The sequence below is a fragment of the Gilliamella sp. HK2 genome (genome assembly GCF_001690265.1).
Taxonomy (GTDB): Bacteria; Pseudomonadota; Gammaproteobacteria; order Enterobacterales; family Orbaceae; genus Gilliamella; species Gilliamella apicola_C.
The window spans coordinates 173,314-191,786 of the sequence record NZ_LZGV01000095.1 but is presented as its reverse complement, the minus strand read 5'-3'; the positions used below and the strand labels follow the sequence as shown (position 1 = coordinate 191,786).

Genomic DNA, 18,473 nt, shown 5'->3' with positions numbered 1-18,473 from the left:
TGTTATTTTTTTTACTTTTTTTTGCCAGTGATACGGCACCACTCTTCTTGTTCAACTACAGGGTCTAGTTCAAAATGGGGTTGATAAGCCATGCAAACACTAGATGATTGGCTGGACAAAATACCAGATAACCCTAGCTTACCTTGTGGTTTTACTAATTTGCTTATATGTGGCTCAAGCTCTTTTAATGGCCCAGCTAAAATGTTGGCAACAACAACATCTGCCTGTAAATCATTAGGGATATCTTTTGATAAATAGAGTTCTAGTTTTTCGCTAACATCGTTACGCTGTGCATTGTCTCGGCTAGCTTGGATGGCTTGAGGATCGATATCAATACCAATTACACGTTTTGCACCTAATTTTAGTGCTGCAATGGCTAAAATACCTGATCCGCAACCATAATCAATAACCAATTTATCTGTAAGATCTAAACTATCGAGCCAAGTTAAGCATAATGCAGTAGTTGGATGAGTACCTGTGCCAAATGCTAAGCCTGGATCCAACATAACATTAACTGCGTTTGAATCAGGTACCTTGCGCCAGCTTGGGCAAATCCAAAGGCGTTTACCAAATTGCATAGGATGAAAGTTATCCATCCATTCACGTTCCCAATTTTTATCTTCTAATTGCTCAATTTTGTAAGAATATTGCTCAATATTTAATATTGCTTTTAATTCATCAATGTTTGTTTGCGCATCATATAACCCAATAACATCGGTATCTCCCCAAAGCTTAGTTTCACCCGGTAAAGGTTCAAAAACAGGATTATCATAAGTATCTTGAAATGTGACCGATACTGCACCTGATTCTTCTAACTGTTCGCTGATTTGTTCAGCAAGTTTGTTAGTTGTGTTAATTTTGAGTTGAATCCAAGGCATAATTTTTCTCTCTATTACAAAATATACCGAATATATTGGCTATAATAAAAACAATTAATCCAATAGCTAAAGATGGCACAATTGGATGAAGTGATAGTAGTTTAATATTATAACCAGCTAATAATGTGTAACTCACTGCTCCAGCAAGCATTGAGTAAAGCGCACCAGTTGCATTGGCTTTTTTCCAATATAATCCAAGGACTAATGGCCATAAAAATACTGCTTCAAGCCCACCAAAAGCGAGTAAATTTAGCCAAATTATCATATCTGGTGGATTCCAAGCAGCCAAAATAAGTAATCCGCCAAAAATAAAGGTGATAATAACGGATAGGCGAGTTAGCGTTTTATCACTATAGCTTTTACTATGTCTTGTGCTTAAAAATAGGTCTTTAATTATTACCGATGAAACTTGTAATAATTGAGCATTAATTGTTGACATAATAGCAGCAAGTGGCGCAGCCAAAAAGATTCCAGCAGCAAAAGGGGGTAATACCTTGATGATCAATGTCGGCACTATTTGATCAGGAATTGTTAGATCATCAACAATAGCACGACCTAAAGCGCCAGATAGGTGCATTGTGAGCATGATAATGGTAACAACAATAGTACCAATAATAATCCCCTGATGTACAGCTTTGCTGTCTTTATAAGCCATACAGCGCACAGCGGTATGAGGTAAACCAACTACACCAAAACAGACTAATATCCAAAATGAAGCCATGAACGGAAAATCCATAAAATCATTTGGTCCTTGTGGTGTTAGCAGTGCGGGATCAATTTGTGCTAATCGAGTGATAATTGCCGTAATTCCACCACCATTATAAATGATAGCCCCAAGTAATAATATAGCACCAATGATCATTATTAAACCTTGAAATGCATCATTTAAAATGCTAGCTCTAAAGCCACCAAAAGCGGTGTAAATTACAGTGCCAATACCAAATATTAATAATCCAGTATGATAAGGAATACCAACTGAAGATTGAAGTAAGCGAGCACCACCGACAAATTGTACTGTCATTGCGCCAATAAAGGCAACGACAAGCGCTATGCTTGCAAACCAAACAATAAGTTTACTTCGGTAATGGGCATAGAGCATATCACTTAAGGTAATTGCATTATATTTACGTGCTAAAATCGCAAATTTTTTACCTAAAATACCAAGTGAAAGTAAAACGGTAGGGACTTGAATCATGGATAGCAATACCCATCCAAGGCCAAGTTTATAGGCTGCACCAGGACCACCAATAAACGAGCTGGCACTAATATAAGTTGCAGCTAATGTCATGGCGAGTAGAAATCCACCCATAGTTCGATTACCAATAAAGTAATCAGTAAATTGATTTACTTTTTTGCGTTTAACATAAGCATAAATTGATAACGCAAATACAAAAATAAGGTAGATAACAAGCGGTAAAATAATATCAAAATGCATTGGTTAATCACTTAGTTTGTTCTAACGAGATATTTTTGAATTGAAATTTTACAACTACCCAACACAGCAATATAAAACCTAAAGGTACCATAATGCAAGATAGTTCAAACCACAATGGGAGTCCTAAAAAACCTAGTTTATTGCTAACGCAGTAAGCACAAACAACCCAGCTAAGAAGATAAATAAAAGTTAATAATAACGATAGTTTAGCTTCTTTATTTGCTTGCTTATATCGAGCATCCATATTGATTTATTGGTGAATTGAAGGTTGCTTAGATTAAAAGAAAGTGCTTAACTTAGCAAGTTTATTGCAATTTATGCAATATAATTTTTTAAATATATCAATTTCAGCAATAACAAAAGTAATATATAGTGCTTGATAAATTGATTATGAATAATTCAACTCATGGAGAGAATAATGTCAAATTATTTTAATACACTAAATTTACGTGAAAAATTAGAACAACTAGGTCAATGCCGTTTTATGGCTCGCAATGAATTTGCGTCGGAAGCTGATTTTCTAAAAGGTAAGAAAATTGTAATTGTTGGTTGTGGTGCTCAGGGACTGAACCAAGGTCTTAATATGCGTGACTCGGGTTTAGATATTGCTTATACATTACGTAAAGAGGCTATTGCTGAAAAGCGTGCATCATGGAAAAAAGCAACCGAGAATGGTTTTAAAGTTGGCAGTTACGAAGAGTTAATTCCTACAGCAGATCTTGTTATTAACTTGACACCAGACAAACAACATTCAGCTGTTGTACAAGCTATCCAACCATTGATGAAACAAGGTGCAACGCTAGGTTATTCACACGGTTTTAATATTGTTGAGGTTGGGGAAAAGATTCGACCCGATATCACTGTTGTAATGGTAGCACCTAAATGCCCAGGCACAGAAGTGCGTGAAGAGTATAAACGTGGCTTTGGAGTGCCTACACTTATTGCTGTTCACCCAGAAAACGATCCAAAAGGTGAGGGGTTAGCTATTGCTAAAGCATGGGCAGCAGCAACTGGTGGGCATCGAGCGGGTGTTTTACAGTCATCGTTTGTCGCTGAAGTTAAGTCAGATTTAATGGGAGAGCAAACCATTCTTTGCGGCATGTTACAAACAGGATCATTACTTTGTTTTGATAAATTAGTGTCAGATGGTGTTGATCCAGCTTATGCATGTAAATTACTCCAATTTGGTTGGGAAACGATCACTGAAGCCTTAAAACAAGGGGGTATTACTTTAATGATGGATCGTTTATCAAACCCAGCTAAATTAAGAGCAAATGCTTTAGCAAAAGAATTAAAAGTGATCATGACCGATCTTTATCGTAAACATATGGATGATATTATTTCTGGCGAGTTTTCATCAACGATGATGAAAGACTGGGCTAACGATGATGTTAACCTGCTTAAATGGCGTAAAGAAACTGGCGAAACCGCATTTGAAAAAGCCGCTGAATATCAAGGTAAAATTGACGAGCAAGCTTATTTTGATCAAGGCGTTGTTATGGTCGCGATGGTTAAAGCTGGTGTTGAACTTGCGTTCGAAACTATGCTTGAATCTGGTATTTTACCTGAATCAGCTTATTATGAATCATTACATGAATTACCACTTATTGCTAATACTATTGCGCGTAAGCGTTTGTATGAAATGAATGTCGTCATTTCAGATACAGCTGAGTATGGTAACTATCTGTTTGCTAATGCAGCGGTACCATTGCTAAGAGAGAAATTTATGCCAATGTTGCAATCTGGTGATCTTGGTAAAGCGATTCCAGAAGGTCGCGTTGATAATGCTTATTTACGTGATGTAAATGATGAAATTCGCAATCATCCAATCGAAATTATTGGGCGAAAACTGCGTAGCTATATGACAGATATGAAACGTATTAATGTTGCAAGCTAAACTATGTTATCACGGAATAGAAAGGTGCTCAAAAGCACCTTTTTTATTTAAAATTATGCTTTAAAGTTTATTGTAAAAACTATTCAGGAAATAGCGGATCTGAGTATAGAATAAATAGATTAAAAACGCTCAAAATTAGATCATCTTTATTTTAATGATTTAAATAGATATTTAAAGTTTTTAAAAATTATATAATTAAATAATTTTTATTTTAGCTTTTTATTTATTTTTTTGTTAAGTTATGTTATCTTTTTGAGTAAATTTAGTTCAATTATAAGAGGATAACATATTAATGAAATTGGCTTTTCGACCAACTGATTGTTGGCGATGGTATTTTGATAGTGAATATGATAGTTTGATGCTTGAAGTTTCATCTGAAATGTTATTCCGTTCTTGTTATCCAAGTAAGATATTAATTCCTGATGTTTTTTGTGAGTTTCCATTTTCAGTTAGTGATGCAACATTTTATTATCAATTTCATGATAGGTGTCAGTTGCTTAATTTGACTGATTCGCAAAAAATTGAATTATCAATTAATGCTATTGTGGCGGCTAATTTTTTAAAACCGCAGATGCCCAAAAGTTGGTATTTTTCTCAACAACCTATGTTTTATAAACCGAAAGTTGCTGATATTGTAGAAGTGAACTTACAAGAAACTGGGCAAAAAGTTTGTTTATTGGTGGTTGAAGCTGGCGAAAAAGCCTCGCTTTGTATTGTTGCTCAACCAACATTTGTTGCAATGAATAAAACCTTCTGCTTTTCAGAAGCGATTAAAGTGATGAATGATCGATTAAAGTTTATGCAAGATAATAAAACTCATCACTTAGAAGATCTGAAATTAGAAGCCATTTCGTAACATTAAAACCGCACTTTATTATTTAAGCTGTAAAACGTCGTCGTTCAGTATCAGGATACCTATAGCACGGTTATTAAATAATCTAACATGAAAAGCAAGGCGCTTTAGGGAGATATGGATTTATAATATAAAGAATTTTGGCTTTTTCATGACCTTGATCTGCTGCCAATTTAAGGTAATATAGTCCAATCTCCTCCAAACCCGATGGCTTAACAAATTTGACTCCAAGTTCATATTGTGCTTCTTTATTGCCACCATCAGCTTTTGCAATCAAATTAATCATGTCTTTAGTATCGCCAAGAAAAGGTTCACAAAAACTTTCAAAACCATATCCACTGTTAATTGAAATTTTACAATAGTCACCATACCAATACAGTGCTTTTGTATAGTTTTGTGTAAAATATTTTCCACTTTCAAATAGTTTTGCCATTTCCAATTTTGCTTTGGCAGATCCTGTAATTGCTGCTTTTTTCAACCATGCTAAACCTATTTTATTTGTTTCAGAAGCAGGATCATCATAATCCATTGAAGGATAGTAAAGTAAGTAAATTTCATATTTGATATCACTACGATCAACAAAACTATCATACTTAGTATAGATTTTAACAAGCATATCTGTTTTTAAGTCGTAATTTAGATCTGACTTCTTAAATAATGCTGCTATTTTAAGTAATAACTCGGGATCTTTATTAATAATATATGAATAGTAATTAATTGCTTTATATAGCTTCTTTGAATCTTCATACCATTTCGCAATATCTGTAGTGATTTTAATATCAGGGTTAGTTTTGTCAAATTGACGAAATAATGAATATATCTTGTTTTTTTCGGGCTGTTTTAGCTGTTTTTGATATAAATTACATGCACTAGATGATTTTATATTACAAGCTCGTTCAAAATACTCAATTGCTTTATTTAATTTTTCATCGTCAGCATAATAAAGACTAAGATGCAATGTATGTAAAACATCATTAGGAGTTAATGTTTTTTCAAGTTGCTTTATAATTTCAGCATGTTTTGTGTGGTGATTATTACTATTTTGTAAAATAGAGATATTATAAACATCACTGGATGGCGATTCAATCATTTCTTCCATTTTTGCAAATACAAGAAAATACCATAATTCATCACCTTGAATATCTTTTGCCTTTTCAAATAATTCTATTGCCTTATGGAGATCTCTACTGAAAAAGCGTTCATCAATATATAATTGACCAACTAAGAAACTACCATATGGATTATTACTGAAACTATTATCTTCTGAAAAGTCATAGAGATAATTCCTTGGAATTTTATAAGTTGCAAAATCAGTTAACAATATTGGTATTGATTCAATATCACCATTTAATATTGCTGTTTTATATAACGAAACACCCTCATCAAATAGCTTAGGTAATAAAATATAATTTATTTCATTATCGGTTAATCCAGTTAATTTACAACCAAATTTTTTATAATTGTCATCTAAATCTTCGTTTTCATAATAATCTTCTTCATAATCTAAGTTAACTTTTTCTTTTTTTGTATTGAACAGATCGGAAAGTGTTTTCAACTTATTGCAGTCGTTAGGTGTCAGATTATTAGCTAAATTAATATAAGCTGCTGCTAATTTTCTCATATTACCTAAATCATTCGTATCTTGATTTGATTTTTTTTGGTTTTGTTTTTGGTGATTATCTTCAAAACTTTTTATCACGAGACTAAAATCATTAGCTGAAAATACAGCAGGTGAAAACATAAATAACAGAACAAATAACCCTATTTTTTTCATGATTAACCTTATATTTCTATTTTAATTCTTGGTATTATGAGTATTACAAAACAAATATTATATAATTAATGTTATATTACTTTTTAAATTCTATTGCGATATCCCCTTTTGGTATACAACTACAGGCTAAAATTTGCTTATTCTTTTTTATCGCTGATGAAGTCAATGCTTCTACTTCTCCTTTTTCCAAAACCACTAAACAACGCCCGCATACGCCAGCCCGACAAGAATTGGGTAGGGCAATATGCTGTTGTTCAAGCTGTTCTAAAATAGTTTGTTGATTATTACCTATAATTTTCTGATTTTTATAAGTAATAGTGCAAGGCTGAATGTCTTTTTGTGCTTTTTTAGGAAGATTTTTAAGGTAGTTTTTGGCTGTTTGTCGTTCAAGTATTTCAATTTTATCACCGATAGACACCGTTCCACTGTTTCGGGCAATCATATTCATCCCAAAATCAATGTCACCTTCTGAATCAGAACGAAAATATGCTAATGTTGTTAAAGGTTCATTATTGTGTAGTGCTTTTGCTGAATTGACATTGAAAGTGGTTAATACACAACGAGTACAAGGTTTTACAATATCAAAAATCACCTCGCCAATTTTAATGGTCTTCCATCCATCTTCAGCAAAAGGCAATGCGCCATCAATAACAATATTTCCTCGAAATTGTCGAATATCCAATTTTTCAGGGCAATGTCGCTCAAGATAATTAAATGAAGCTTGATTTAACAACAAATAAGGATAACCATCAGCAAAGCTAACTGGCACATCAGGATAGCGCTTGGTTCGACGATTTAATTGTTTGCCGATCCAGCGTAATTGAACATCTTTTTGAAGGAAATGACTAAAAAATTGATTCACTTTAATTGGCGCAATATGTGATGTAAAGTGATTTCCCCAAACTTCTGTAGCTTCGTTACTTTGCGAAAATTCATCAAAATTAATTGCTATCGACTCATTGGTTGGTAATGAAGTTTCTATCTGATTATCAATTATTGTCGTTTTAACTTTTAAAAGTTCAGGATACCGCCTTGCAGTAATAAATGTACCATCTGGTTCACTTAGCATTAAAATGCGATCATGTTCAAAACCACCATCAACACATTTAGCATTAGCTAACGCAATACCTTGCATTGACTTAATTGGGTAGATAAAGAGCTGGTTAACGGCAATCATAAAGTTAAGCATTTAATTAGTTTTTCAAAATTATAGCGTTAATCATTTCGAATTCATACATTGAAACACAAAATGCGATAAATTGGTTCAATTTTACACAAAATCCCGATAACTAATATCAACAACATAATAATACGTTTTACCGTTTGGCGTAATGACCGATATTTCATCATCAATTTTATGCCCTATTAGCGCTCTTGCTACAGGGCTGTTAATCGATATCCAATTTTTTTTAGGATCAAATTCATCCGTTCCTACAATACGATAAATATGTAGATTTTCTTTTTCATCTTCTAATTTTACCCATGCACCAAAAAATACTCTGCCTTCCTGTTTTGGATTAGGATCGACAATTGTCAGTGATTCTAATCGTTTAGTTAGAAAACGAACCCGCCTATCGATTTCTCTCAACCTTCGTTTGCCATAGATATATTCGGCGTTTTCACTGCGATCGCCAAGGGCTGCTGCATCAGATACTGCTTGAGTAACTTTAGGTCTTTCTTCTTTCCACAAATATTTTAATTCGTGTTCGAGCGCTAAATAGCCTTCTCTTGTTATGTAATTTGCTATTCGCATAATTTAACGTCCTTTCGTTTTTATTTTGTGTATTTTAGTGTTTAATTGAGTATTTAATACGCATTACAATTATTTTTATTGTTTTTCTTTTGTTATTTTTGATTTAAATTGTACCGCAAGGATAAAAATAAAGTTTTATCATGGTTTTTCGTTTTTTTCTTTCTGTTAATGATAAATGGTTTACCTAATAATTATATTAAGTTATGTGCACTACATAAATAGGTTTAATTCAACAATCATTGAAATTCAATAACAGATTTTATATAACTTGAAATTATTATTAGGTATTAATATGGCTACACGGTACCAATTAGCTTTTAACTTAGTTTTTTTTGTAAGTTTTTTCTCAACAGAGTCTTTAGCATTATCGGCTGTTACCACTAATGTTATTGAAGGACACAGCCCTCGCTTTATTACTTCGATTGAAAATAGTATTGAATCGAATGCTGAATTTGATTATTTTGGTGTTACCTATGATGGAAAAACTTATTTTAATACAAATGATTTAGATTCTGCACTAGGCATTAATATTGCGACTAAAACTCCAGTGAGTTTGAAACTATCCTCTGCAATCAAACAACCGCAAAATACAGATGTAATAGATGTTGATGGTGATGGTGATATTTCTTTATCAGAAGATACAGCCCATCCTCTTTCTCTAGTATGGTATTATGAAGATTCAGATAACAATGAGGTTAAATTAACAGCAGCTCAGACAACAACGACATTTAGTACATTATTGAAAAATGGTGTTTACCCATATATTAAAGTAAGTGGCTCTGTTTCTTTGAATACAAAGTATGGTGTGCCAAACTCTCAGAATTACCCAGATAATAAGATAGCCATAACTAAGACTCCTTATCGAAGATTTCATATCAAAATAGGTGGCGAAGCAATTAAATATGCCAGCCCAAATATGTCTTATGCTGGTGGAGGCTATACCTATGGCGATAAAAGCATTTTTGACCCAACAACTAACAATGGTCATGTACCACAATCTGATTATTTAGATAATTTCCCATCAACAGGTGCAAATGGGCTTTATTTCTATTTAGTGACCAATGGAATAGATAATTCATTAGATACAACAACATGGGCGGTAAAAACATCAAATGTTGATGATAGTTCGCTTAATGCAATTACCGCAAGCATAGAAAAAACAGAAGCTCCAAGCTCAAAAGGATTCAAAGTTTATGATAACAAGAATATGGTGCTTGTCACGTTAAAAGGTCCTGACTCATCAAGTAAAGGTGAAGATAAAGCTACAGCACCAACAGCCAACTTACCTGTTGATATTGAATTAATTGGCACAACAAAACAGGGTGTAAAGCTCATTTATAAATTTAGAATAACGCAGTGGTTTATTAATCGAGGGGATTTTGTTGCTTGGCCTGCTCAGCAAAAAGAGTGGTGTGAAGGGTTAGGCAATTATCGACAAGCAAATGTTAGGGATTTGAGTAATGCTAGGTTAAATAGTTTAAGTGATAATTTTCATCCTCATCATAATTATAAAAGAGCTGTTCACCAAGGATTGCTTACTGAATGGGGAGCAATGGCGTATTTTTCAGGGGCTAATTTTTATAATCAAACTTATGGTTGGACGAGTGGAATTTCACCAAGTAATGGCAATGTTATTTATGTAAATATGAATACTGGAGCATTGTATGATAATAAAGTGACGACTAAGGAACCAAGTTATGATTATTATGGGATATGTGTTGCTAAATAAAATGGTGAGTTTAATTATCAGTTTTATTTAATATTCTTTTACGCAATAAAAATTAATGATAAGTCGTGCTATTTTTAGATAACTGATCAAATTCGTTAAATTGCAACAAAAACGAAGATAGGTATATAATTACCGCATGTTAAAAAATAGATAAAATAACCATGATTAATAAACAAATTAGCCATATTATAGCTAGTGAGCTGACGGTAAAACCAGAGCAAGTTTTAGCTGCAATCCAATTATTGGATGAAGGTAGTACCGTTCCATTTATTGCCCGTTATCGAAAAGAGGTGACAGGAGGCCTTGATGATACTCAATTACGCACTTTAGATAGCCGATTGAGCTATTTACGTGAACTTGAAGATCGCAAACAAACGATTTTAAAGTCAATTGAAGAACAAGGTAAATTAACACCAGAATTAAGCCAAAGTATCATACAAACGTTAAGTAAAACCGAACTTGAAGATCTTTATTTGCCTTATAAACCTAAGCGTCGTACTCGTGGTCAAATAGCTATTGAAGCGGGTCTTGAACCATTAGCTAATGACTTATGGCAAAACCCAATACTTGATCCTGAAATTGAAGCGGAAAAGTATATCAATTCGGACAAAGGTATTGCGGATACTAAATCTGCATTAGATGGCGCACGCTATATCTTAATGGAGCGATTTGCTGAAGATGCAGCATTACTGGCAAAAGTACGGCATTATCTTTGGAATAATGCGCATTTAGTTTCACAAGTGGTTAGTGGCAAAGAAGAAGATGGCGCAAAATTTCGAGATTATTTTGCACAAGGTGAACTTATTTCAAAAGTGCCGTCTCATCGAGCTTTAGCGATGTTTCGCGGTCGAAATGAAGGCTTTTTACAACTTTCAATTAATGCTGATCCTCAATATGAAGAAGCACCGAAAGAAAGTTATTGTGAACAAATTATTACCGATCATTTAGCGATACATTTCAATAATGATCCTGCTGACAAATGGCGTAAAGCTGTTATTAATTGGACATGGCGTATTAAAATTTTAATGCACATGGAAACCGAACTTATGACGACCCTACGTGAACGCGCCGAAGAAGAAGCGATTAACGTATTTGCCGCTAACTTGCATGACATGTTAATGGCTGCGCCAGCGGGTATGAAAGTCACGATGGGGATGGATCCTGGATTAAGAACAGGGGTTAAAATTGCGGTTGTTGATGCGACAGGCAAATTAGTCGCAACTGAAACAATCTACCCACACACAGGGCAAGCCGATAAAGCCGCTATGATAGTTGCAGCGTTTTGTATTAAATATCAAGTCGAATTAGTTGCTATTGGCAATGGTACTGCATCGCGCGAAACAGAACGCTTTTATCTTGATGTTCAAAAAAAATATCCAGAAGTTAAAGGGCAAAAGGTCATTGTTAGCGAAGCTGGAGCATCAGTTTATTCTGCATCTGAGCTTGCAGCACAAGAGTTCCCTGATCTTGATGTGTCGATCCGTGGTGCGGTATCAATTGCAAGGCGCTTACAAGATCCATTAGCCGAACTTGTTAAAATTGATCCTAAATCAATTGGCGTTGGTCAATACCAGCATGATGTCAGCCAAACGCAGCTTGCTAAAAAACTTGATGCCGTGGTTGAAGATGGTGTAAATGCGATTGGTGTGAATTTGAATACTGCTTCGATGATGTTACTTGCGCGTATTGCTGGGCTTAATAAAGTTATTGCCAAAAATATTATTGATTGGCGTAATGAAAATGGTCAATTTACTGATCGTAAACAATTATTAAAAGTATCGCGCTTAGGTCCTAAAGCCTTTGAACAATGCGCTGGTTTTTTAAGAATTATGGATGGTAAAAACCCACTTGATGCATCAGCGGTTCATCCAGAGGCTTATCCTGTTGTTGAGCGAATTTTAGAAAAAAATCATAAATCTTTAAAAGAAATTTTAGGTGATACAAATTACTTAAAATCCCTTAAAGCGATAGATTATGTGGATGACCATTTTGGCGTTCCAACCGTCACAGATATTATTAAAGAGCTAGATAAACCAGGGCGAGATCCAAGACCTGAATTTAAAACAGCTCAGTTTGCAGATGATATCGAAACAATGGAAGATCTAAAACTGGGTATGATTATGGAAGGTACAGTAACCAATGTTACTAATTTTGGCGCATTTGTTGATATTGGCGTACACCAAGATGGCTTGGTACATATTTCAGCATTGTCAAACAAATTTGTTGATGATCCAAGAACTGTTGTAAAAGCTGGTGATATTGTTAAAGTGAAAGTGATTGAAGTAGATATTCCTCGCAAACGTATCGCTTTAACCATGCGTCTTGATGATCCTGCTTCATTAACTAAACAGGAAGATAATCGATCTTCTAAAAGTCGCTCACATACTAGCAAACAAAATAATATGCCATCATTAGGCAACAGCGCGATGGGGAACGCATTTGCTGTAGCGTTTAAAAAAGGCAAATAATAAGTTATCACATGCTAGCAAATATTTCTTGTAATACATCACAATAAATTGAGTCAAACAAAATAATAAAGAGGCTGGGGGAAGCTCCCCACCTCTATAACGTATATTTAATTTATCCGTTATTACTCAATTTCAGCAAAATAGATTATAAATATACAGATGGTAAGGTAATTTTATTTAACCCATTTTGTTCTAATTGTTCTGCAAAAAGTTCGACTTGCTGTTTAGTGGCTACAGACCATGTTTTAGCGATACCGTGCACTCCATGATTATGAAATGCATTAATTCTTATTCGAATATTAGGATCCAAATCCATTAAAAATTCAGCAATATTTTTAGCATTGTCTTGTAGATCGGTTTGTTTTGGAATAATTAAAAATCTTACTTCATATAATTTATTTATCTGTGAAAGATATTTAATCGTCTCTTTTACGCGTAAATTATCCCGACCTGTTAGCTTTTTATGAACATCACTATTCCAAGCTTTAAGGTCGATCATCGCACCATCCATTACGTTTTCTACTTTTTGCCAACCTGTTTTCACTAAGTAACCATTGCTATCAATAAAGCAGGTAAGGTGCTTTAAATCCTCGGCTTGTTTAACAGCATGAAAAAGCCTTTCAATAAAAGGTAACTGTAATGTCGCTTCGCCACCACTAATGGTAATACCATTCAAAAAAGGCAAGTATTTACGGATCTCAAGTAAAACATCTTCAACACTATATTGATAGGTCATTGGAGTAGAACTGTGACGACAAGTATTAATACATGTATCACATTGCTCACATTGTGAAGATTGCCAGATAACTTTATTATTGATAAATGTTAACGCTTGATGGGGACAAGTTGCCACACAATCACCACAATCCTTACACGGCGAAATAGTATAAGGGTTGTGGCAATTTAAACACTTAAAATTACAGCCTTGTAAAAAGATGACTAACCGGTTTCCCGGTCCGTCAACACAAGAAAAGGGTAACAGTTTATTAATGATTGCCCATGGCTTGTTCATGGCTGATTACTCGAGGTGTGCGGCATAAGTAACTCTTGTTGTCAGGCGCTTCCGCTGCTTCGCTACCTAAAAATGTCGTATTAATCCGCGATCCTTCTTGTTTATATTTTTTGATATCCGATAGTCTTACCATATAGCCAGTTACTCGCACAAGATCATTACCACTGATATTAGCCGTAAATTCACGGAAACCAAATTTAAATGCGGCTTTACAAATTTGTACTAATGCTAATGGATTATTTTTTATCGTTTCATCAATCGTTAAAATATCACTAATGCCAGAGGTGTAATATTTATGGTGTTTAAATAATGCCATAATATGTGTAACAGGATCAGGTTCATGCCCATAAGGTATGCGTAAACCAGGGGTGGCATCTCTATCGGAACTGATGCCCGATTGCGCATGTAACATCGCCTTTCCTTTCCAAGCGTAGTTAACCTTATGATTATCAACAAACTCAGCAAGTTGTTTAGAAATTGCTGAAGCTAGCTCATTGGCCTCTTCGTTTTTACCATAACATCCTGCCAATCCTGATTTTTCTTGTAAAATATTAACCGCTTCTGCCATCGCATAAATACCAAACATTGGTGCGAATCGAGTTGCGTCAATTAATCCTTCATTAACTAAAAAACTATTGCTAAAAAAGTTAGATTTTTCAAAAAGAAATGCTGATCTTGCTTGAATTAAATTCATCTGTAATTGGCAGTAGTGCGGAAGAACATGTTTTAAAAAATCATCAATATCTTGACTACGTAATGCTACTTCTTTCAAATTAATTCTGGATAATGTGCTCCCACCACCAGCAACAGGCAGTGAGTTATAACAGCTCACCACACCGTAGCCTTTTTCATCAAAATCTTTTTTAATCATCATATTATTAGCAATATGAGGTTTTGCTGTTTCGCAAATATTCTCAATTGCGGTATTGAGTAACGATTCTGGCGTGATATCTTCATCATAAATAAACGTTAGATTCGGAGCAACTTGTTTAAGTTCGCGATCAACACGTAAAATAACGCGGCAGATCACATTATCTGTTGGCCCAATATTGGCATGCATGAATGCATCTGGTAAATTACGATCAAGCATAATCCAAAAGCGCTTTAATCGCTCATAAACTTCATTTTCTGTTAGATTGCCAACATAAGGGAGTAATATTTGATCTAAACAGCCTAAATAAACAGGCATACCAGTTACAGAAGGAACGTGATGATAAATGATGGTAAGCATATTTAATGCATCATCAAATGTTTTTGCTGGCTCAAGTTCTAGCCATTTTGAACCTTGCTTTAAAAATTTAGCATAATCAGGTAGCACATAGCGGGGCTTATAGGGCGCATGACCTTCATACATATCGCAAATCACACGTTCATCTAAAGCATGTCGGGTTTCACTATCTAGATTTACATAAGGTAAATTATTTTCTGCTGCAAGTGCAAGTAAATGGGATTTTTGTTTAGGTGATAGATTAGGATCAGTCACTATATTATAACAATTTAGTTGAAATTCTGTCATGTTCATAGCTACCTCAGTACTTATTTTTCAATAATAAATGGTGTTGGTTCATAATCTGATGCATTAATAGGCGAGTATTTCTCAAAATACTGTTTTACTACATCAGCATCACGATAACCCGTATCAACATAAGTTGGTGAAGTATTGGTTATTGGGTAACCATCACCACCAGCAGCTAAAAAGTCTAGCGTAACTATGCGATATGATTTTTGTAAATCGATAGGTTCATTTTTAATTTTTATATCTTCAATGTTATTGTTTGATCGTGTCAAGGTGATATTTTTCATATGCGCATATCCGCCAGAACCTGGTTTTTTGTTAAGAGCTATTTTAAGGTAATCAATTAATTCACTACCCGTCAGATCAAAATAAACAACGTTATTACCAAAAGGCTCAACTTTTAAAATATCGCGATAAGTAATATTACCTTCAATTAATGAATCGCGAATCATACCACCTGACATAATCCCCATATCAGCACTGGTTTTTTCAATAAAAGCGCTAAGCAATAATTGTCCCATATTGCTTTGTTGATATCTTACAATATTACGATCACCTTCAAGTCGGCCGGATAACTCTCCGCTTTTAATTAGTAAGTGTTGCTTTCCTTGTTCTTGATAAGGCTTTAGATTTTCAAGTAATTTTTTATCTTGTAATATCTCTTCACTGTAATATTCAAGGCGTTTTGTACCATCACCATTATCAACTTCTTTTTTTAAATTGATAGGGATTAGTTGATAATTTTGCAAAGTTATTTTGCCGTTTAAAAAGGTAAAATCTGCACGCCCAACATATTTACCCCATTCATGCGCTTGAACAATCCAAGTTCCGTTTTGCTGATCGGGTGCACAAGGGGTTCCTGGGACATATTCGGTAATGCGCTTATTTGGACTTGCCATACAAACGGGATTTTGTGAATGACCACCCACAATCATATCTAATTCACCACTTTTTAACCCGCGGGCTAATTCAACATCTCCAGGCGCCATTGAACCATGTTCGCCATTTTCATAATGTCCCATATGCGTTAAAGCAATAATCATATCAGGATGTTCCATCTTTTTTATCTGAGCTATAATTTTTTGCGCCTCGGGTAAGGTTTTATGAAATTCAATGCCATCAGTATTTTTAGGTGAAGCTAAAAAAGTTGTATCATCCGTGGTTAATCCAAATACTGCCACTTTAATACCATTTAAATCAAATGTTGTGTAGGCATCAAAAACGCGATTATCGGTGCCTTTAAAGTAAGTATTTGCAGATAGAAAAGGAAAATTTGCCCATCTTTGTTGTTCACGAATAATCGTTAAAGGGTGATCAAATTCATGATTACCCACAGCCATCGCATTGTAGCCAATTTCATTCATACCTAAAAAATCAGGTTTTGCTTGAAGCACATCGGATTCAGGAACGCCAGTATTAATATCACCGCCAGATAGAAGCAACAATTTTCCGCCTTTAGCAGCTACCTCCTTTCTTATTTTATCAACGACTGTTTTTTGTGCAGCAAGTCCATATTCACCAATATCATTTTGCCAAAAACGACCGTGGTGATCGTTAGTGTGTAAAATAGTAAATTGATAAATTGTGTTCTTTTCCCAAGTGGGTGTTGTTTGTTTTTTGTTCGAAACAGTCGCTATAACATTAGCTGAAAACATACTCAAAACAACAAGTAGTGATATTTTTTTATTTAATTTTGGTTGAAACATGGTTCCTCCTAAATCCTTATTATAATGACTACTCCGTAATCACTTTATAAATCAATTGTGGCTCGCTTGCACTATCACTAACAATAATATTGTCATACAATTTTTGTTTGATTGCATCAAGCTTATCAGTATTGGCATGAATCGTTAATAAAGCTTCACCCTCATCAACTTTATCGCCGACTTTTTTATGTAATACGATTCCAACCGCTGGATCGATGATATCATCTTTGGTTGCTCGCCCCGCGCCTAATTGCATTGCAACAATGCCAATTTGATCCGCAATAATCTTTGTAATGTAGCCTGATTTTTGCGCAGGTAGTGCGATTTGGTATGGCGCGCTTGCTAATTTTTCAGGATGATCAACAACCGAGCTATCACCACCTTGCGCTTCAATTAAGGTTTTAAATTTTTCAATTGCTTTACCATTTTTTATGACCTCTTGCAGTTTAGCTCTGGCTTCTTCTAATGTTTTCGCTTTGTTGGCAAGCACAACCATTTGGCTACCTAATGTTAAAACTAGCTCAGTTAAATCAGCAGGACCTTTACCTTTCAAAGTATCAATCGCTTCTTTTATTTCAAGTGCATTACCAATTGCAAAACCAAGTGGTTGTGACATATCTGAAATAATAGCCATGGTTCTGCGACCAATTTGGTTACCGATATTGACCATTTCGTGAGCTAAATTTTCTGAATCAGCCATATTTTTCATTAGTGCGCCATCACCGGTTTTAACATCAAGCACAATAGCATCAGCACCAGCAGCTAATTTTTTACTCATAATTGAGCTTGCAATAAGTGGAATAGAATTAACGGTGCCAGTTACGTCACGTAGTGAATAGAGCTTTTTATCGGCTGGTGTTAAATTACCTGACTGACCAATTACTGCTAAACCCTTGGTATTCACCTGATTAATAAAATCTTGTTTGCTTAATTCAATTTTGAATCCCGCAATCGACTCAAATTTATCGGTGGTGCCACCAGTATGCCCAAGTCCACGCCCTGACATTTTAGCGACCGGTACATCTAATGCTGCAACTAAAGGAGCAAGTACTAATGTTGTGGTATCACCCACACCACCAGTTGAATGTTTATCGACCTTAATTCCTTTTATTGATGATAGGTCAACAGTATCACCTGAATACATCATGGCACTGGTTAAATCCGCACATTCTTTTGATGTCATACCTTGATAATAAATTGCCATTAATAAAGCGCTAACTTGGTAATCAGGGATAGTACCATTAGTGTAATTAGTAATAAAAAATTGAATTTCGTCAGTGGTTAATGCATGTCCATCACGTTTTTTTTCAATAATATCTACAAATCTCATTATTCGTCTCTCTTAATATCAATAAATTAGGATTATATTCTTCTCATCCATAATTTGGCTTGATGAGAAGGCTAATCCTAGCTAACAATAAGTATCAATTTCTTTTTATTTTTAATTGCGTT

13 protein-coding genes and 1 pseudogene are annotated in these 18,473 nt (G+C 34.7%); 4 read left to right on the top strand and 10 right to left on the bottom strand.

Features of this window, described 5'->3' with window-relative positions; genetic code table 11:
- Window positions 1-11 precede the first annotated feature (11 nt).
- Genes prmA through A9G45_RS15060 form a run of 3 tightly spaced genes read right to left on the bottom strand, consistent with a single transcriptional unit; the run spans window position 12 to window position 2,557 of the window.
- Window positions 12-878: a 50S ribosomal protein L11 methyltransferase gene (gene prmA, locus A9G45_RS11035; protein WP_065568133.1), complete on the bottom strand. Its 867-nt coding sequence runs from the start codon at window positions 876-878 to the stop codon at window positions 12-14.
- Entirely contained in the window at window positions 853-2,313 is a 1,461-nt protein-coding gene (panF, locus tag A9G45_RS11030; protein WP_065568132.1) for a sodium/pantothenate symporter, read from the bottom strand. The genes prmA and panF overlap by 26 nt, the downstream gene beginning before the upstream one ends.
- Before the next feature lie 7 nt (window positions 2,314-2,320).
- A complete protein-coding gene (locus A9G45_RS15060; protein ID WP_065568131.1) occupies window positions 2,321-2,557 on the bottom strand; it encodes a YhdT family protein in 237 nt (78 codons plus the stop codon).
- 174 nt (window positions 2,558-2,731) lie between these two features.
- Here A9G45_RS15060 and ilvC point away from each other — a divergent pair, with 174 nt between their 5' ends.
- Window positions 2,732-4,210 (top strand): ketol-acid reductoisomerase, encoded by a 1,479-nt coding sequence (gene ilvC / locus A9G45_RS11020; protein ID WP_065568130.1) that lies wholly within the window; start codon window positions 2,732-2,734, stop codon window positions 4,208-4,210.
- A gap of 292 nt (window positions 4,211-4,502) precedes the next feature.
- On the top strand, window positions 4,503-5,066 hold the full coding sequence (locus tag A9G45_RS11015; protein WP_065568129.1) for a cell division protein ZapC: 564 nt from the start codon (window positions 4,503-4,505) through the stop codon (window positions 5,064-5,066).
- 82 nt (window positions 5,067-5,148) lie between these two features.
- Here A9G45_RS11015 and A9G45_RS11010 read toward each other — a convergent pair whose 3' ends face one another.
- The 3 genes from A9G45_RS11010 to greB all read right to left on the bottom strand — a co-directional run bounded on the left by A9G45_RS11010 (window position 5,149) and on the right by greB (window position 8,590).
- A complete protein-coding gene (locus tag A9G45_RS11010; RefSeq protein WP_176701648.1) occupies window positions 5,149-6,762 on the bottom strand; it encodes an SEL1-like repeat protein in 1,614 nt (537 codons plus the stop codon).
- 151 nt (window positions 6,763-6,913) lie between these two features.
- Window positions 6,914-8,014: a YcbX family protein gene (locus A9G45_RS11005; protein WP_065568127.1), complete on the bottom strand. Its 1,101-nt coding sequence runs from the start codon at window positions 8,012-8,014 to the stop codon at window positions 6,914-6,916.
- A 93-nt stretch (window positions 8,015-8,107) separates the two neighbouring features.
- A complete protein-coding gene (gene greB / locus A9G45_RS11000; RefSeq protein WP_065568126.1) occupies window positions 8,108-8,590 on the bottom strand; it encodes a transcription elongation factor GreB in 483 nt (160 codons plus the stop codon).
- Between the two features lie 292 nt (window positions 8,591-8,882).
- Here greB and A9G45_RS10995 point away from each other — a divergent pair, with 292 nt between their 5' ends.
- Both A9G45_RS10995 and A9G45_RS10990 read left to right on the top strand, forming a co-directional pair.
- On the top strand, window positions 8,883-10,319 hold the full coding sequence (locus tag A9G45_RS10995) for a hypothetical protein (RefSeq protein WP_065568125.1): 1,437 nt from the start codon (window positions 8,883-8,885) through the stop codon (window positions 10,317-10,319).
- Between the two features lie 161 nt (window positions 10,320-10,480).
- Window positions 10,481-12,650, top strand: a pseudogene (locus tag A9G45_RS10990) (Tex family protein); the annotation flags it as partial.
- Window positions 12,651-12,932: 282 nt separating this feature from the next.
- Here the strand turns inward: A9G45_RS10990 and A9G45_RS10985 are convergent.
- The 4 genes from A9G45_RS10985 to A9G45_RS10970 are packed head-to-tail and all read right to left on the bottom strand — an operon-like array spanning window position 12,933 to window position 18,351.
- The gene (locus A9G45_RS10985) at window positions 12,933-13,799 is read right to left on the bottom strand and encodes a YjjW family glycine radical enzyme activase (RefSeq protein WP_065568123.1); all 867 of its coding nucleotides are present in this window, start codon (window positions 13,797-13,799) and stop codon (window positions 12,933-12,935) included.
- Window positions 13,774-15,321, bottom strand: coding sequence for a YjjI family glycine radical enzyme (locus A9G45_RS10980; protein WP_442903046.1), 1,548 nt, complete (start codon window positions 15,319-15,321; stop codon window positions 13,774-13,776). Before A9G45_RS10980 ends, A9G45_RS10985 begins: the two co-directional genes overlap by 26 nt.
- Before the next feature lie 14 nt (window positions 15,322-15,335).
- Window positions 15,336-17,021, bottom strand: coding sequence for a bifunctional UDP-sugar hydrolase/5'-nucleotidase UshA (gene ushA, locus A9G45_RS10975; protein ID WP_065568121.1), 1,686 nt, complete (start codon window positions 17,019-17,021; stop codon window positions 15,336-15,338).
- 28 nt (window positions 17,022-17,049) lie between these two features.
- Window positions 17,050-18,351 carry a pyrimidine-nucleoside phosphorylase gene (locus tag A9G45_RS10970; protein WP_065568120.1) on the bottom strand — a complete coding sequence of 434 codons (1,302 nt, stop codon included), beginning with the start codon at window positions 18,349-18,351 and terminating at the stop codon, window positions 17,050-17,052.
- Window positions 18,352-18,473: the final 122 nt, after the last annotated feature.

Excerpts from the sequence above, each read along its gene's own strand:
- prmA (WP_065568133.1), bottom strand. The coding sequence starts at position 878 with ATGCCTTGGATTCAACTCAAAATTAACACAACTAACAAACTTGCTGAA.
- panF (WP_065568132.1), bottom strand. The coding sequence starts at position 2,313 with ATGCATTTTGATATTATTTTACCGCTTGTTATCTACCTTATTTTTGTA.
- A9G45_RS15060 (WP_065568131.1), bottom strand. The coding sequence starts at position 2,557 with ATGGATGCTCGATATAAGCAAGCAAATAAAGAAGCTAAACTATCGTTA.
- ilvC (WP_065568130.1), top strand. The coding sequence starts at position 2,732 with ATGTCAAATTATTTTAATACACTAAATTTACGTGAAAAATTAGAACAA.
- A9G45_RS11015 (WP_065568129.1), top strand. The coding sequence starts at position 4,503 with ATGAAATTGGCTTTTCGACCAACTGATTGTTGGCGATGGTATTTTGAT.
- A9G45_RS11005 (WP_065568127.1), bottom strand. The coding sequence starts at position 8,014 with ATGATTGCCGTTAACCAGCTCTTTATCTACCCAATTAAGTCAATGCAA.
- greB (WP_065568126.1), bottom strand. The coding sequence starts at position 8,590 with ATGCGAATAGCAAATTACATAACAAGAGAAGGCTATTTAGCGCTCGAA.
- A9G45_RS10995 (WP_065568125.1), top strand. The coding sequence starts at position 8,883 with ATGGCTACACGGTACCAATTAGCTTTTAACTTAGTTTTTTTTGTAAGT.
- A9G45_RS10985 (WP_065568123.1), bottom strand. The coding sequence starts at position 13,799 with ATGAACAAGCCATGGGCAATCATTAATAAACTGTTACCCTTTTCTTGT.
- A9G45_RS10980 (WP_442903046.1), bottom strand. The coding sequence starts at position 15,321 with ATGAACATGACAGAATTTCAACTAAATTGTTATAATATAGTGACTGAT.
- ushA (WP_065568121.1), bottom strand. The coding sequence starts at position 17,021 with ATGTTTCAACCAAAATTAAATAAAAAAATATCACTACTTGTTGTTTTG.
- A9G45_RS10970 (WP_065568120.1), bottom strand. The coding sequence starts at position 18,351 with ATGAGATTTGTAGATATTATTGAAAAAAAACGTGATGGACATGCATTA.